This window comes from Paenarthrobacter sp. 2TAF44, from assembly GCF_052114885.1.
Taxonomy (GTDB): Bacteria; Actinomycetota; Actinomycetes; order Actinomycetales; family Micrococcaceae; genus Arthrobacter.
Genome location: NZ_JBFRFP010000037.1, coordinates 14,867 through 30,664 on the forward strand (window position 1 = coordinate 14,867; position 15,798 = coordinate 30,664).

Consider the following 15,798-nt stretch of genomic DNA (forward strand, 5'->3'; position numbering starts at 1 on the left):
CCGACCTTTAGGAGAAACCCATGCCCGAACGCACAGCCACCATCGCCAGCCGCTCCGGCCTGCACGCCCGGCCCGCCGCCCTGTTCGCCGAAGCCGCAGGTGAGCAGCCGGTGGAAGTCACCATTGCCATGCAGGGCGAACCCGCCGATGAAGCCCTCGACGCCGCCAGCATCCTTTCGCTCATGACTCTCGGCGCTGCGAAGGGCGACGTCGTTGTGCTGCGGGCGGAGGGCGACGGCGCCGACGCTGCCCTGGACGCGCTGGTGGCGTTGCTGGAGACGGATTTGGACGCGGAGTAGTTCTTGCGCGGGGGTTCGGCTGCCCGATTCGATGATGCGCTGCGCATCATGCCGTGCGCACGGCACAGTGCGCAGGGAAGCAGCGAAATGGGTGACTCGGCGAGCCTCATCAGGGTAGCTTCGGGCTATGAGATGTGCCCGATTCGATGATGCGCTGCGTACTAGACGGTAGGAATCGTCTGGTCTGCAGCGAGTCATCGAATCGGGCTCGCCCGGGCTATGGCAGCGCGGTCACCACCACGTCTTGGTACGCGGCACGTCCGTCGAACACGTTGACGCCGACCTTGCCCGATGTGAGCGCCTTGTCCGTGACATCGATCAGCTGCGTTCCATCAACAGAGACCGTGATCCTGTTGCCAACAACTGACGTGTCCAGTGCATAGCTCACCCCATGGCTCAAGGCCGCCGGAACGCTCGCGAGAACTGTAAACACGCCGTTGTTCAGCGAGAACACCCGCGCCACGCGGAGATTCGGGTCCAGATTCACGTAGTAGGCGCTGGATCCATCGGCGGAGGATCTGAGCAACACCGAGCCCGCGCCGCCGTACCCTTTCTCTGGAGCCAGGTCCCGGTTCAGCGTCTCGCCGGCATAGGGCTCGCCGCCGAACCGCACCGTTGCCTGCACCCGCACATTGGTGAATGCGGCTGCGCTCATGGCCGTCGAGTCCTTGTCGAACGTACCTGCCAGGCCTGCGCCTGTGCTCTCCCATTTGCCGCCGGGGACCACTGAATATGTGCCAAGGTTGTGGCGAGCCGTCCCACCCGCGGCAGGCAAAACGTTCGACGGCGGCGCGGTGGTCAGGCGGGCCGTGTCGCTGAGCTGGTGTACTTTGACGGACACCAGCCGGGCATTCCCTCCGGTGGCTGTGAAGGACAGGCCTGTGGAGGAAGGGTCGGGAAAGATCAGCGAAGTGATGGCCGCTGTACCGTCCCCACCGAAGACTTCCACCGAGGATGCGTCCACCAGGATTCGGAGCTTCACGCGACGCTCGGAACCCACCACAGTGGAGCTCCAGGGTGCTGTGGAATTGTCCGCTGCGGAACCCGCGAAGTACCGGGTGAAGTCCTCGCGTCCGGCATTGCCGCGATCCACGGTGAGTGCGGCAGCACCGGCGTCGAACTTTACTGTTGTTTCTTGAGCGGGAGTACCAGTTGAGCCGGTCCCTTTCCTCAGCCCGAACGCGAAGGACGTGGCACCACCGGAAGAAGGAATCCCAACCTCCGCTTCGAGCTCGAAGGAGCGGCCCGAAGCACCCGCGAGAGCGTTCGCGGAGCTCGGCGTCACAGTGACATCGGAGGCCTGCCAGGTTGACGTGCGCAGCGACTCTACCTCCACAACGGGAGCCTGCGTCAGCCGGAGCCCGGCGCCGGGAACATCGGCGAGTTTGAGCTCGCGCGGGATGGACAATTGCCCATTCCAGCGGCCTGTGGGCGGGCTGAACGCATAGTCCCAATTGCTCATCCAACCGATCATGATGCGTCGGCCATCGGGCGCGCCGAAGAAGCTCATCGCTGCGTAGTAGTCCCGACCGTGATCAGCCTGCAATACCTGCGAAGCGGGGGTGTCGGGCGTAAATGCGGTACCGTTCCACGCGCCCGTCACATATTGCGCCGCGGAGCCGTTGGTAGAGCGAACCGCTCCAGTACTCCACCACAGCACCCAGCGCTTAACGCCGGACTGTCCCTCCACAGGCATTTCGAAGAAGTCCGGGCATTCCCACACACCCCCGCGAACCCAGTCGCCGTAGCCGAAGGTGCTGGCGAACGTCCAGTGGATGAGGTCTGTGGAGGAGTAGAAGCGGATGTGGTCGCCCGCAGCCACCACCATCACCCATTTACTGGAAGCCGCGTCCCAGGTGACCTTGGGATCGCGGAAGTCCCAACCGCCGTCGGGGCCACCCGGGTTTTCCACCATCGGAGTGGTCTGGACCGTCTGCCAAGTGCGTCCCTTGTCCTTGCTGTAGGCGGCGCGGATGGACTGGTTTCCGTTCCAAGCGTCGTGGTTGAAGCTTGTGTAGTAGGCGATGAGCCCGGATCCGCCGTCGAAGAGGCCGCTGGAATCGGAGGCGTCCACCACCGCCGAGCCGGACCACGACTCCCCCGCGTCCATGTGCGGGAGGGCGATGGGCAGTTGCTTCCAGTGCATCAGGTCTGTGCTGACGGCATGCGCCCAGCGTCCTCGGTCTTGGTGGAAGAGATGGTATTCGCCGTCGAAAAAGACCAGCCCGTTGGGGTCGGAGCTGTTCCCGGAGTTCTGGCTGTAGTGGTAGCCAGGCTGGTAGAGGCCGTTTATATACTGATTCACATCGTCTGCACGGACGTTCTGGAACCAGGCCGTTCCGGTAGCCAGCAGGACGAAACCCTCTCCGGCGGAGGCCGGTACTGCGCCATTTAGCACGGGCGTGCCATTAATCAACACAGACGCTTCGCTGCCCTGGACAGTGAGCTGGACGCGGTTGAGTTGGCCGGCTTTGAAGCTTGTGGAGGGAAGGTTGCCGGAGTGCAGCAACGCCCCGGTGGCCCGGTTGTACAGCTTCGCCGTGCCCGCTCCTGGGTCGATCCTCAGTTCCACGCCGCCGCTGCCGTCGGCGCCGCTGCGGACCACCACTGAGGCGGTTGCCGGGGAGGTGACAGTCAGGTCCAAGGAGGCAACGACGTCGGACGCCACCGCCGGAATGAACCGCGCCGCTGTGCCACTCGCCGCGTAGGCGCGCAGGCCAGCGGAGTCGGGTTCCCACGAACCGGAGGCAACACGCCAACCCTGCAACGACGTCTCAAGTCCTCGAAGCGTCATGCTCTGGAACACGGCGGTTCCATTGAAGGAGCCCAGCCCGACATAGCCGGAAGCGTGGGCGGAATCCGTAGCGGTTATGGCCGGTATGACGCCGTCGGGGTCCAGGAAGTCGGTCTGCCAGTAGACGGCCAACTGATTACCGAGCGCGGTGACCCGAAGGCGATAGACCTGGCCGACCGTGATGGCAGTGGTGAACGTCCCCAGCGTGGCGTTGTCCGAGACCCTGTAGAGGCGCAAACGTCCGGCGTTCGGGTCCACCTCGGCCGCGTAACCCGATGTACCTGAGTCGTTGGTGCGGAACAGTGCCGTCCCCACGCCATATTGTGAGGTGACTTGGATGTCTGTGGAAAAGTCGACGTCGGTTGGTGACTGCCCCGTGGCGATGGCCCGGATGTTGCTGTTCGACGGCGCGACTCCGCGGAAGCCGGTGGCCGAGGCCTGCCAGCCCGTGTCCGTTACGGTCCAGCCGCTGACGTTCGAATCAATGGTCCGCACGCCGGGACTGCCGAAGGACACAGCCCCGTTGAACGCGTGCAGGCCCACCCGGCCCGACTCGTAGCGGTAGTCCGTGGCGTCAATCCTTTTGATTCCATCGACGGCCACATAGATTCGCGGGCCGTCCACGTGGACATCCACCGTGTAGGCCTGCCCCGTATTCAGCGGGAGGGACACAGGGGTTACAACGTCCTGTCCGGTCGCGAGGTCGAACAACCTCACCCGGTCCAGATTGGGGTCGATCGTCGCGGCGTAACCCGCACTGGCGTCGGGAGTTGCGCGGAAGACGAGCGTCCCCACACCGTAGGGACTCCCGGCGTCGACCGTCACCGAGGCCGTATACCGGGCGGTTCCTGCAACCACTTGCTCGCTGGTGGCCGCCGCATTCTGGCCGGACGGCGCGACGGCGGTGTACCCGCCCTGCGCTGTCCGGGTCCACGAACCGCTGACTCCGACGACATCCGGAATGGGGCTCGTGGTGCTGTTGAGGGTGACCGGCGCGGGATCGAGGGCCACCGCCGGAACAGCGACCCCCGTCCCGGCCAAGCCAACACCAAGGACCGTGGCCGTGAGGCCGGCAACTATTCTCTTATGCATTCAGATCGCCTTTGACCTCAGGGTGAGAGAGCGTTCGCCAAAACCTCCCCTGATGTGAGAGAAGATCGGCGGAAAACGCCCGGGATGTGAGAGAGGGATGGTTGTGCGGTTGGTGCTAGGGGCGGTGTTAGGGGAAGAGCGGGCGCGGGCCTCCCCAGGAGTCGGCCATGGTCCAGGCCTCGAAGCTCGCCAAGCTGACGGTGCCCTCTGCGGCTGTCAGGGTCACGCGCTCGCCGCCCAAAGTTGGGTAAACCCGGGCCGTGAGCGGCTTGCCATTGGCGAAAATCTCGACGGCGGACCGGTCCACCAGGACGCGCAGGCGCACCCATCCGTCGGGCATCGGGACGGGGCCGGACTTGTCCTCCACATCCACCTCGGAGTCAAGGCTGCTCCGGGTGCGGTCGAGCCGGAGGATGCCGTTTTCGCCCTCAAGAGAGCGGCTGACTTCGATGACCGTCTCCTCAACGCCGTCCCCGGAACCCAGAATGCCCAGTCGCAGCACCGCATCCGGTGCCAACTGCGCGTCCAGCTCAAGGTCCAACTGGTTCCCTGAGACACCGGTATCCACTGGCGTACCGCCCCCGACGAGCACTTTGCCCGGTACGCTCACATGGTTCCGGCGGAGCTTCTCAACCTCAGGAACCGGCGCAAACTCCAGCGTTCCGTCATCGGCCAAAGTGGTGACGCGCGGCAGGCTCATCACGCCCGACCACCCTGCCTCCACCATGGCGGCATCGCTGCGGCCTTCCTGCATCCAACCGAACATGATGCGCCGGCCTGATTCATCCTCGAACGATTGAGGGGCGTAGAAGAACCGCCCACCATAGTCGAGCCGGTGCAGGGCAGCGGGTTCGAAGGTGTCCCCTGAGTAGCGCCCGGTCCAGTACAACGGGTGACGGGTGTCGCCGTCGTCCCAGGCAGAGAAAACCAACACATCAGGATGGGTTGCCTCATCAAGGCCGGTAACAGAACCCAAAGCACCCTCACCCGCCCTGAACAGGTCCACGCATTCCCACATGGTTCCGGTCCAGTCGGTATCTGCAGGATCGCCCTTGGATGCGTCGCCAATGAACAAAGGACCCACATAGGTCCACGAACGAAGATCCGAGGACTCATACAAGAACGCCGTCCCACCACGCCCTCGAATGCCCGAGCCAACCAACTGCCGCCATGTGGTGCCCTCGCGCCACACGCAGTGGTCCCTGTAGGCGGTGATGTCAACGCCCGCCGGAGGGGCCGCAATCACCGGGTTTTCGGGCACCTTAGTCCACGTCATGAGGTCAGCAGATCCCACGGCAACGCAGGCCAGCTCACGCTCGTCGACTCGTCCCGAGTACACCAAGGTGGGCGTTCCGCCGTCGTTCACCAACACACCTGACCAGCAACCGTCCGCATCCGGACCGGCCGACGGCTCCAAAGCAATTGGCTGGTCCGTCCACGTGACGAGGTCCGTGCTGGTGGCGTGGCCCCACTGGATGCGGTGGTGGAAAGCACCCTCCGGGTTGTACTGGTAGAAGAGGTGGTAGACGCCGTTCCACTGGCTGACGCCATTGGGGTCGTTGAGCCACCCCGCCGGGGAAACGAAGTGGAATCGCGGCCGCAGGGGATCGGCTTCGGCGCGGGCAACCAGCTCGTCGCGCGGAACGGTGGCGAGCGGGTGGGTCAGTTCAGTCATGCGGAAGCCTTCTTGTCTGTCTTTTCAGTCGCCAGGGGTTCAGTCGCCAGGGGTTCAGTCGTCCCAGCCGATACAGCCTCGGCCGGTTCAGTAGCCAGCGCGTGTCCGCCCGCTCCAGCCCGCGGCCGGTAGAGGTGGCAGCGCACCCAGTGGCGGTTTGCGGCATCGCCCACCTGATGGCGTACAGGTTCGGAAGCGGAGCAGGCCTGGTTCGGATCGCCGTCGAAAGCGCAGCCCGTGGAAGCCATGACAGCCTGCCGCAGTTCAGCGCGGCGGACAGGATCGTAGGAGCCTGCGCGTGCCGGGTCCGGAACGGCCGACACCAAGAGTTGCGTGTAGGGGTGGGCCGGGTTGGCGAGCAGATCCAGGGACTCCCCTTCCTCCACGAGTTCGCCGGCAAACATCACCGCGGTGCGGTCGGCCAGGTAGCGTGCCGACGCGAGGTCGTGGGTGATGTAGAGCATGGAAATGCCTTGCTCGTCGCGGAGTTTCCGCATCAGATTCAGCACGCCGATCCGCACTGACACGTCCAACATGGAGGTGGGTTCATCAGCCAGGATGACCTCCGGCTCCACGGCGAGCGCACGGGCGATCGCGACGCGTTGACGCTGCCCACCCGAGAGTTCATGCGGGTAGGAGTTGAGCATGTCGGCCTGCAGACCAACGGTGGTCATGAGTTCTTCAAGCCGGCGCTGCGTCTCGGACTCCGAACCGCCCTTCCCGTGGATGGCCAAGGACCTCCGCAGGAAGTGCTCGATCCTGTGGGCCGGATTCAGGGAACCGAACGGATCCTGGAAGACCATCTGTAGTTGCGACCGGAAGGCACGGGACGCTTGGAACCGGTCGCGCTTGAGGACGTCGACGCCGTCAACCAGGATCGCGCCGGAGCTCGGCTTTTCGAGCCGGGCAACACAGCGGGCCAGGGTGCTCTTGCCGGAACCGGACTCCCCCACGAGTGCCACGATTTCGCCGCGGCCAATGGTGAGGTCCACACCGTGCAGGGCCCGGACGGATTGCCGGGAGAACAGGCCTCCGATGGGGAACGACTTGCCCAGACCGCGGACTTCGAGGGCGGGCGTTTCGGAAGCACCGGCGTGGCGCGCCGAACCTTCGACCGCAGGGGACAGTGACGTAGTGGATACCGCAGAGTGGCTCATCGTGCGACTCCTTCCAGGATTGCGGGATCGACCGTTGACGCGCCGGGCACCGTTGAAGCGCCGGGCACCGCAGCGGCGGAAGCATCAAAGGGTGCCACCAGATGGCCAGGTGCCACTTCGGTGAGGTCCGGGATGTTCCGGAACTTCACGCCGTCGGGCAGTCCTGTGAGCGGAACGCGAGGACCGGTGAGCGGCGGGAACGCACCCATGAGCGCCTGCGTGTAAGGGTGACGGGGATTGGCGTAGACGTCCTGCGCCTTGGCGGTTTCCACAATCCGGCCGCCGTACATGACAGCCATGCGGTGCGAGAACTCCACCATGAGGGACATGTCGTGCGTAATGAAGAGGACGGAGAAGCCGAGTTCGCGCTGGAGTTCCTTGATTTGGGCCATGATTTCCTGCTGCACCACAACGTCCAGTGCAGTAGTTGGCTCGTCCAGGATCAGCAGCGACGGCTTGAGGGCGACGGCCATGGCAATCACGGCGCGCTGCCTCATGCCACCGGAGAGCTGGTGGGGGTAGGACTTGAGGCGCGCGGGGTCGATCCTCACGAGTTCCAGCAGATCGCCCGCCCGGCGGAGTGATTCCTTGCGCGAGTAGCCGGCGTGTGTGGTGAAGATGTCCACGATCTGCTCGCCGATGGTCAGCACCGGGTTGAGCGAATTCATGGCCGACTGGAACACCATGGCCACGTCCTGCCACCGGAAGCGCCGCAGTTCCTCCGGGCTCATGGCCAGGACGTCCTTGCCACCAAAGGAGATGCTGCCCCCGGCGATCTTGGCGGGATCCTTCAGGAGCCGCATGATCGAGTTGGCGATGGTCGACTTCCCGCAGCCCGATTCACCAGCCAGCCCGAACACCTCACCGGTGCCTATGCTGAAGGAAACGCGGTCGACGGCGGTGGTTGAGCGGGTATCGCCCACGTACTTTACGGTGAGGTTCTTGACGTCCAGGACGGGCTCGTGGGAGCCGAAGGAGACTTGGGAGACGGTCACTTGGCGGCGCTCCTTTCGGTGGTTGCGGGGGTCTTGGGTGTTTTGATCTTCCGCAGCCGCGGATTGGTAACTTCGTCCACGGCGTAGTTGATAAGTGCCAGCGCGAAGGCGACCAAAGCGATGCAGACACCGGAGGGAACAAAGACCCACCAGCTGCCCGTCAGCAGGGCGCCCTCATTGCCGGCCCAGAAGAGGTTGTTGCCCCACGAGACTGTACTGACGTCGCCCAGACCGAGGAACTCCAGGCCAGCCTGGGCTCCGATGCCGTAAATGACGCAGGCCAGCAGCGTGCCCATGACGATCGAGGCCATGTTCGGCAGGATTTCGCGGAACATGATCCGGCCTGCCCGTTCACCGGACACCACGGCTGCGGCCACGAAGTCCTTGGAACGGATGGACAACGCTTGCGAGCGCAGCACGCGGGCCGAACCGGCCCATCCCGTGACCACGAGTACCAGGATCACTGTGCCAAGGCCCGGTGGCAGGAAGGCAGCCAGGATGACCAGCAACGGCAGGCCGGGGAGGAGCAGGAAGACGTTGGTGACCAAGGAGAGTGCTTCGTCGATGAATTTGCCGAAGTAGGCCGAAGCAAGGCCCACCAGGATGCCGACGAACGTCGACGCGAAGCCCACAGTCAGCCCGACGAACAGGGAACTCCGCGAGCCGTGGACGGTCAGTGCGAGCACGTCCTGTCCCTTGGCGGTGGTGCCCAGCCAGTGCTCTGGGGAGGGCTCCAAGGAGGCCATCCCCGTGATGCGCGATGGGTCGCCAGGGAAGAGCACGGGCGCCAGCAACGCCAGTGCGATGAACACAAACATGACGGTCATGCCCAGCATGGCCTTTTTATTGGTGAGGAGTCCGTGGACGAAGCTGCGGTTGGGCTTGCGGACAGCCGGGGTCGGAGTTGGCTGCTTCAGAAGTGCGGTTGTCATGATCAGTCCTCTAGTTGCTGCGCACGCGCGGGTCGAGGCGGACGTAGAGGATGTCCACCAGGAAGTTCGCCAGCAGCACGGCTGCGGTGATGGTCAGGAACAGGCCCTGCATGAGGGGGTAGTCCAGGCCTTGGACGGCGTTGAGGAGTTGGTAGCCCACGCCGGGATACGCGAACACCACTTCGGTGAGCAGCGCACCGCCCACCACGAATCCCAGTCCCATGCCGAAGCTCGTGACAGACGGCAGCATCGCGTTTCGCGCTGCGTAGCGGAGCATGATGCGACCCGGACGGAGGCCCTTGGCCTCGGCCATGGTGATGTAGTCCTCCGAGTTCGTGGCGATCATGGTGTTGCGCATGCCCAACATCCAGCCACCAATGGAAACCAGCACGATCGTTAGCGCCGGCAGCACGAGGTGCGCACCGACGTCGCCGATGAACTCGGAGGTAACCCCGGGTTCCAAACCATCCGTGAACGCGTGGCGGATCGGGAACCAACCCAGCACCACGCCGAACAGGTACAGCGCACCCATCGCGAGCCAGAAGTACGGGAACGAGCCGATGAACACGAGCACCGGCGGCAGTGCCGAGTCGATCGCGCCGCCCCGTCGCCAAGCGGCCAGGATGCCCAGCAGGTTACCCACGACGGCGGCAATCACCAGCGCGGTTCCGCCCAGCAGGAGAGTCCAACCGATCTGGGAGGAGATGACCTCTGTGACCGGTGTTGGGAAACGGGAGATGGAGACGCCCATCTGGCCCGTGAAAATGTTGTGCATGTAGTCGACGTATTGCTCCCAAATGGGCCGATCGTCCACGCCAAGAAGCTTGCGCAGTGCCTCGATCTGTTCGGGCTGCATTCTGTCCTGGGAGCGGGCAAACATGCGGGAGACGGGGTCGCCGGGCATGAAGCGCGGGAGCAGGAAATTCAGGGTGATGGATGCCCAGAAGGCGATCAGGTAGAAACCCAGGCGGCGCAGGATAAAGCGCACGGTTTCCCTCCATTCGGGAATTACGGAAAGTTTGGGGGCACGCCCGGCGGGGGCTACCAGGTGGCGGTTGCCAGTTGGCGGATCGCCGCCGGGCGTGCAGTGTGAGGTGGGGACTACTTACGCGGTTCCAGCGTGGTCAGCACCAGCACCGTTGTGGGTGACCGTACCGACAGGGTTGCGTACGGGTTGCCCTCGGTGGGCCAGCCGGTGAAGCGGGTGTCGTTGAAGGCACCCCATTCCGGGCCGGAGAACAGCGGCACCAGTGGTGCGACGTCGTTGTACTCTTCCTGGAGCTTGTTGGCGATGTCCTTCTGCTTGGACTCGTCGGCCTCTGCTGCGAAGTCGGCCAGCAGGGCATCAGCCTTGGTGTCACCGAAGCGGTGGTAGTTATCGAACGTCTTGGTTCCCACCGGCTTCACTGTTGCCGTGCCCATGGAGGTGTTGAAGTACTTGTACGGGCTGGGGTCGTTGGCGCTCCAGACGATGCCGGAATCGAAGTCGCCCGTCTCGTAACCCGCAACCACGGCAGCCCAGTCCGGGGAGTCAACCTTGGCCGTGACGCCAACCTCGGCGAGGTTCTGCGAAATCACGTTGGCTACTGAAAGCCAGTCAGAAGATGAGGCGCCCACGGAGATCTTGAACTCGAACGGCGAGCCGTCCTTCAGCTTGCGCTTGCCATCAGCACCCTTGGCGTAGCCGGCCTTGTCCAGCAGCTCGTTGGCCTTCTGCACATCCAGCTTGGTCCAGGTGCAGTTGTCCTTGACCTCGGAGTTCTTCCACTTCTCGTAGTTGCCGGAAAGGCCAGTGCAGTCGGCAGGCTTGGCGTAGCCGCTCATGCCGATCTTGGTGACTTGGTCGCGGTCAACGGCCATGCTCAGTGCCTTGCGGACATCAACATCGTTGAAGGGAGCCTTGGCGGTGTTGAGCTGCCAGTTGATCATGGCGCCCGTTGCCGGGAACCAGTACTGGCGGTGTTCCTTGTCCTTGGAAACGAACGTCTTTTCGATGTTCGGGATGTACTGCGGGGCCCAGTCCACGTCCCCGTTCGCAGCGGCGAGGTTGGCGCCGTCGTTCCCTGCAAAAGCGAGCATCTTGATGCCGGCGATCTTCTGCTTTTCCGGCTGCCAGTAGTTGGGGTTCTTCTTGAGCACGAAGGACTGGGCCTGGAAGCTGTCCACTTCAGTGTAGGGGCCGGTGCCCACGGGCTTGGCGTTGGCATCCTTTTCCGGGTCGGCCAGTGCGGACCAGATGTGCTTGGGCAGGATGCTGAGCTGTCCGACGTCGTAAAGGGCCGGCGACCACGGCTTGTTGAAGTTGAAGGTGACCTTGTTGGTTCCCTCGGCAGTCACGCTATCCAGGTACTCATAGCCACCCTTGATCTTCTTCTGAAGCTCAAAGGTGTAAGCCACGTCGTCAGCGACGAAGGGCTGGCCATCGGACCATTTCACGCCGTCGCGCAACGTGAAGGTGATTGATTTGCCGTCGTCGGCTGCCTTCCACTCAGTTGCGAGCCATGGCACCGTGTCTCCCTTGGCCGGGTTGAAGATCAGCAAGGACTCGTAAATGGACTGCTGGACCATCGGGTTGACGGTGGGCGCGAACGGGTTGAAGTTCTGCACGAACGTGCCCATGTCCTCACGCGGAATGGTGAGGAACGCGCTCGCGTTTGCTGCGGCGTCCGTGCCGGCGGTCTTGTTGACGGTGGCGGCACAGCCGGTCAGCAGCATAGCGCCCACCGCCAGTCCGGCCGCCGTGATGCGGGCAGACCTCAGGAATCGGGGTTGTGTCATGATGGTTATCTCTTTCCTATCTTCATCGTCCAAGGTGAAGGGGTGGGTAAGGGGTTTGCTCTTCGAGGTTGATTTCGCGGTCAGACCGAAGAGCGTTCTAGCAGCGGACAGTCGACCAATTGCTGGTCGGCAATGATCGACTGTCCTGCTGTAAGAGCGGCGAGCGTCTGGACTCCCAGGGCTCCCATTTTTTGGAACGGCAAGGCAACGGTGGTCAGTTTTGGCCTCAGATAGGCCGCAATCAGCTCCTGGTTGTCGAAGCCGATCACGGCGATGTCTCCGGGGATGGTCAGGCCCCGTTCTTTGATGGCGTCGTACGCGCCCATCGCCATGCGGTCGTTGAGGCAGAACAGTGCGGTTGGCCTGTCCTTTTCCGGATAGCGGTCCAGGATTTCGCAGGCGGCCTCGTAGCCGCCGTCGGCCGTTGCGTATCCGGACACCACCAGTTCCGGGTCCAGCTCCAGCCCGGCTTTGGCGAGTGCTTCGCGGGCACCCTCCAAACGTCCGACTGCTGCAGGAATGACCGGGTCAAGGTTGATGATTCCGATCCGGGTGTGGCCGGCTTGAAGCAAGCGCTCGACGGCGACCCTGCCACCCGCACGCTCGTCAGGGACGATCGAGGGCAGCTTTCCGTCCGCGTCGAAGCAGTTGATCAAGACGGTTGGTACTTCGTTGGCACTCTGCGGAACATGCACGCCCCGGTGAAAGGTGGCTGCGTAGAGAAGTCCTTCCACTCGTTGTTCCAGCAGCTTTTCGATGGCGGCATCTTCCAAGCCCTTGTTGGGTCCTACGGCATCGGCCTGGTCGGAGGGCGCGATGAGCAGGAACCGACGATCAAGCCACGCTTGGTCCTGCGCTCCTTTGATGATGTCGACGGCGAACGGTGCCGTCACGATCTCGGTGACAAGCCCGTACCAATCACTGCGCTGAGATGCCAGCGCCCGTGCTCCGGCGTTCGGGCGGTAGCCCAGTGCCTGCACGGCATCGTTGATACGGGTGCGGGTTTCCTCGGAGATGCTGGCGTTTTCGCGGTTGCTCAGCACGAACGAGACCGCGGTCCGGGAGACGCCGGCGTGCTTGGCGACGTCATTCATGGTGACTCCCCGCTGCCGCACAGCCGCGGCTTTGTTGGGGGTGGTGCTTTTCGCCATTGAATGCTCCGGGGTCTTGGTTCTTGTTGGTTCTGGTTGGGAATACTTTTGGTAACGCGCATTACTTGGAACGTGTGATTTAGGTTACGCGCGTTACCTGTTTTCTGTCAACGTCTTCTTTTTATCCGCCCGCGCCCTGCCCCGCCCGAATAGACGACGCCCTGCCCACAAGACGACTCCTACCGTCTTGTGCGCAGCAAACCATCGAACCGGGCCATCTCCCCTCGTCCAGCACACCACCGCGCTAGGCTTCTGCCATGGCACTGATAGCTCCCCGCGTTACAGTGGGCCTCCCCGCCGATGACGCCCGGAATCTGGCACGCTCCCTCCAGGACAGCGACGACATCACCGTGTTCGTCGATGGCACGGTCCACCGCCTGCCCGATCAGGCGAGGGACGCCGTCGTCGATCTTCTTGCGAGGCTGAGCCGCGGCGAAACCGTAACCGTCAGCAGCGTGGAGGAAATGCTCACGACATCGCAGGCCGCTGAGCTCGCGGGTATCTCACACACCTACCTGCGCAATATGACCGACCGCGGAGAGATCCCCGTGGAATACCGCGGCACGCATCGGCGAATCCGCCAGGCTGCGATCATGGAATGGTTGGAAACCCAGAAGCGCAAGCAGGCCGAGACCTCCGCGGGAAATGACGCTCCGAACGACTAAAGCGTCGGAGTGATAAGGATCAAGCAACGATCCCAGCCAACGGGCCAGCACCTGATTAGGCCGGGGTTACGCTTGTTTGGTGGGCAATTTCAAAGGGTGGCATATAGTGGCCGGGGTGGCCGCAATGGCCCTTGCCGCACCCTTGGGATCGGCCATGGGATTGAACTTCGTAGCCACCTTCATGTTTGCCTGCGTTGTCTTCGTGGCGGTCGCCATGTGGACAGAATCCAAGATCGCCCGACGCCGGGAAGCGGCTGATGCTGCCGCCGCCCCTGACGCTTCGCGTGCGGCTGGCGACCCCACTGAGTCCGACGACGTCACCCGGGACTAGGTTCCGGGGGGTCGGATTTGGAACCCACTTCAGCATCCGGCACCGCTTCCTTCTCTAGCAGGGGCGGGCTGACAACACTTGAGGGAGTTGAGTGGTTGCCGCCAGCCACTCTGCAAGATCCCGGTCCAGAATCCGAGCCAACTTCAGACAAGCCTCATGCCCCTGCTCTGCAGTGAGCCTCTGACGCTGCCCAGGTAGGGGAAAACCCGCTACGAACGGCTCATGGTGGGCAGCACAGTTCCGTACAGCATGAACCATTGCCACAACGCCTAGGGTCCAAGACCTCGTGAATCGTTCGCCATCTGCGGCCGCCACGGTCCTGCCGCCGCGGAATGCCTTATTCAGGCACGAGTTCCATAGATTTTCATGAGACATGTGAAATCTTTGCGGTTCTCTGCCTACGTAGCCGCCTGGCTCAAGCAGACCTTTCCAGAAGCCGAACATCAGCCCAGCGATAAGATGACCAGATGTTCGTCGGTCTTGGCCCAGCTTGGACCACGCTTCGGCCAACTTACTCCGGCCAGGGCCATCAAGGCCTATGTCGTTCGCATACCAGAATCGACCAAAGACAGTGTCCAGCTGCTTGGCCATCGCATTCCTCAGAGCTACCTCGACGATTGCAATATCAGCAAGAAGTGCGATCGCCACGTCGCGGTCCCAGACATAGAGCCGCCTGGCCAGCGACGCATCGTGGGAGGCAGCAGCCGCGTAAGTTGCCATCCGGACAGGCGTAATTGCCTCATCGAGAGCTCGGTTGTGAGCACCGTTGGACCATGTTTCAAGATTGGCCAAGTCCTCATGCTCCTTGCTAGGCTGAGTGCGAAGTCCCCGGACCCGCCTCTCTGGACCAGAGCCATGATGCGGCCGGGGTTATTTCTTTGAATTGCCAGTCTAAGCACGTGATTTGCCTGGCCTTCCTCAGATCCGGGTTTATCCACAGGAGGGCTACCGCGGCGCTGTGTATGATCTGCAACCGCGCCGCGAATTTCCCATCTGCCAGCTCCTCCCTTACAGGAAGCCTCGGGCGCTATTCTCAACAAACAGGCAAGAAGAGCTATGGAGCCGCAGGGCTATCCAAAGCACAATTGAGAACCGGAGGTTCGGGAGCTGACGACGCTACTATCTGCCGACGTCGAGGCCTGCGGGCTGAGCGGCCGGATTCTATGGACGGATGGAACGGCACCGCCGCGGCCGGGCAGCCATGCCAACCCGGAGCCCGCCGAATCCGGGGACCCGAGGGAGCCCGCTTACATTCTCATCCACGGTATCGGCGTTTCGCACCGCTACCTGGCCAGGCTTCATGCCGTCCTCGCCGCCAGCGTCCCCACCTATTCGCTGGATCTTCCGGGTTTTGCCGGGACTCGGAAACCCGGCCGGCAACTGTCCGTTGAGGACTATGGCGCATTCATTGCTGAGGCACTTAAGGCGTGCGGCATCGATTCGTACATTCTGGTGGGGCATTCCATGGGCGTGCAGTTCGCTATCGAAGCGGCCCTCCACGAGCCCGAATGCGCCCAGCAACTGGTGCTCATGGGCCCTGTGGTGGACTCCCGGCACAAGAACGTCGCCCGGCAGTCGCTTGCCCTGTTCCTGGACGGCCTTCTCCGGGAAAGCCCGTCGTCCAACTGGATTGTGGTCACGGACTACCTGCAATGTGGGCCGCGCTGGTACCTCACGGAGCTGCCCGTGATGATGAAGTACCCGACGGAGAAGCAGCTGGCCAAAGTCCGAACTCCCGTGCTGGTGCTCCGAGGGAGCCGCGATCACGTCGCCGGGCCGGACTGGGCTCTTCGCCTCTCGCGGGCAATTCCTCAAGGGCGGCTCGTGGAGATCCCGGGCGTGGGCCATGTTGCACAGCACATGCGCCCCAAGGCCGTGGCGGACGCTATCAGGAGCTTTGTCGCGGCGACATCCCGGCAGAGTTAGGCG

12 protein-coding genes are annotated in these 15,798 nt (G+C 63.3%); 4 read left to right on the forward strand and 8 right to left on the reverse strand.

The genetic code is table 11. The features are described 5' to 3' along the window. Window positions 1-20 precede the first annotated feature (20 nt). Complete coding sequence (locus AB4Z15_RS23265; RefSeq protein WP_224093305.1) at window positions 21-299, forward strand: HPr family phosphocarrier protein; 279 nt, start codon at window positions 21-23, stop codon at window positions 297-299. A gap of 217 nt (window positions 300-516) precedes the next feature. On the opposite strand, the gene AB4Z15_RS23270 is transcribed toward AB4Z15_RS23265, so the two are convergent. The 8 genes from AB4Z15_RS23270 to AB4Z15_RS23305 form a co-directional block, all read right to left on the reverse strand. Further along, complete coding sequence (locus AB4Z15_RS23270; protein ID WP_442019142.1) at window positions 517-4,185, reverse strand: GH32 C-terminal domain-containing protein; 3,669 nt, start codon at window positions 4,183-4,185, stop codon at window positions 517-519. A gap of 127 nt (window positions 4,186-4,312) precedes the next feature. After that, the gene (locus AB4Z15_RS23275) at window positions 4,313-5,860 is read right to left on the reverse strand and encodes a glycoside hydrolase family 32 protein (RefSeq protein ID WP_442019143.1); all 1,548 of its coding nucleotides are present in this window, start codon (window positions 5,858-5,860) and stop codon (window positions 4,313-4,315) included. Continuing rightward, window positions 5,857-7,017 carry an oligopeptide/dipeptide ABC transporter ATP-binding protein gene (locus AB4Z15_RS23280; protein ID WP_442019144.1) on the reverse strand — a complete coding sequence of 387 codons (1,161 nt, stop codon included), beginning with the start codon at window positions 7,015-7,017 and terminating at the stop codon, window positions 5,857-5,859. The genes AB4Z15_RS23275 and AB4Z15_RS23280 overlap by 4 nt, the downstream gene beginning before the upstream one ends. Continuing rightward, window positions 7,014-8,012 (reverse strand): ABC transporter ATP-binding protein, encoded by a 999-nt coding sequence (locus AB4Z15_RS23285; protein ID WP_442019145.1) that lies wholly within the window; start codon window positions 8,010-8,012, stop codon window positions 7,014-7,016. The genes AB4Z15_RS23280 and AB4Z15_RS23285 overlap by 4 nt, the downstream gene beginning before the upstream one ends. Next, the gene (locus AB4Z15_RS23290; RefSeq protein WP_442019146.1) at window positions 8,009-8,944 is read right to left on the reverse strand and encodes an ABC transporter permease; all 936 of its coding nucleotides are present in this window, start codon (window positions 8,942-8,944) and stop codon (window positions 8,009-8,011) included. The genes AB4Z15_RS23285 and AB4Z15_RS23290 overlap by 4 nt, the downstream gene beginning before the upstream one ends. 10 nt (window positions 8,945-8,954) lie before the next feature. Then, window positions 8,955-9,932 (reverse strand): ABC transporter permease, encoded by a 978-nt coding sequence (locus AB4Z15_RS23295; protein ID WP_442019147.1) that lies wholly within the window; start codon window positions 9,930-9,932, stop codon window positions 8,955-8,957. A 113-nt stretch (window positions 9,933-10,045) separates the two neighbouring features. Beyond that, on the reverse strand, window positions 10,046-11,722 hold the full coding sequence (locus tag AB4Z15_RS23300) for an ABC transporter substrate-binding protein (protein ID WP_442019148.1): 1,677 nt from the start codon (window positions 11,720-11,722) through the stop codon (window positions 10,046-10,048). 80 nt (window positions 11,723-11,802) lie between these two features. Further along, window positions 11,803-12,873, reverse strand: coding sequence for a LacI family DNA-binding transcriptional regulator (locus tag AB4Z15_RS23305; RefSeq protein WP_442019149.1), 1,071 nt, complete (start codon window positions 12,871-12,873; stop codon window positions 11,803-11,805). A gap of 257 nt (window positions 12,874-13,130) precedes the next feature. Here AB4Z15_RS23305 and AB4Z15_RS23310 point away from each other — a divergent pair, with 257 nt between their 5' ends. The 3 genes from AB4Z15_RS23310 to AB4Z15_RS23320 all read left to right on the forward strand — a co-directional run bounded on the left by AB4Z15_RS23310 (window position 13,131) and on the right by AB4Z15_RS23320 (window position 15,795). After that, entirely contained in the window at window positions 13,131-13,538 is a 408-nt protein-coding gene (locus AB4Z15_RS23310; RefSeq protein ID WP_442019150.1) for a helix-turn-helix domain-containing protein, read from the forward strand. A 79-nt stretch (window positions 13,539-13,617) separates the two neighbouring features. After that, window positions 13,618-13,869: a hypothetical protein gene (locus AB4Z15_RS23315; protein ID WP_442019151.1), complete on the forward strand. Its 252-nt coding sequence runs from the start codon at window positions 13,618-13,620 to the stop codon at window positions 13,867-13,869. A 1,107-nt stretch (window positions 13,870-14,976) separates the two neighbouring features. Then, window positions 14,977-15,795, forward strand: a complete 819-nt coding sequence (locus tag AB4Z15_RS23320) for an alpha/beta fold hydrolase (protein ID WP_442019162.1) — start codon at window positions 14,977-14,979, stop codon at window positions 15,793-15,795. The last annotated feature ends 3 nt before the right edge of the window (window positions 15,796-15,798 follow it).

Bases quoted from the DNA above. Each gene is read 5' to 3' on its own strand.
- AB4Z15_RS23265 (WP_224093305.1), top strand. From the start codon at position 21: ATGCCCGAACGCACAGCCACCATCGCCAGCCGCTCCGGCCTGCACGCC.
- AB4Z15_RS23270 (WP_442019142.1), bottom strand. From the start codon at position 4,185: ATGCATAAGAGAATAGTTGCCGGCCTCACGGCCACGGTCCTTGGTGTT.
- AB4Z15_RS23275 (WP_442019143.1), bottom strand. From the start codon at position 5,860: ATGACTGAACTGACCCACCCGCTCGCCACCGTTCCGCGCGACGAGCTG.
- AB4Z15_RS23280 (WP_442019144.1), bottom strand. From the start codon at position 7,017: ATGAGCCACTCTGCGGTATCCACTACGTCACTGTCCCCTGCGGTCGAA.
- AB4Z15_RS23290 (WP_442019146.1), bottom strand. From the start codon at position 8,944: ATGACAACCGCACTTCTGAAGCAGCCAACTCCGACCCCGGCTGTCCGC.
- AB4Z15_RS23300 (WP_442019148.1), bottom strand. From the start codon at position 11,722: ATGACACAACCCCGATTCCTGAGGTCTGCCCGCATCACGGCGGCCGGA.
- AB4Z15_RS23305 (WP_442019149.1), bottom strand. From the start codon at position 12,873: ATGGCGAAAAGCACCACCCCCAACAAAGCCGCGGCTGTGCGGCAGCGG.
- AB4Z15_RS23310 (WP_442019150.1), top strand. From the start codon at position 13,131: ATGGCACTGATAGCTCCCCGCGTTACAGTGGGCCTCCCCGCCGATGAC.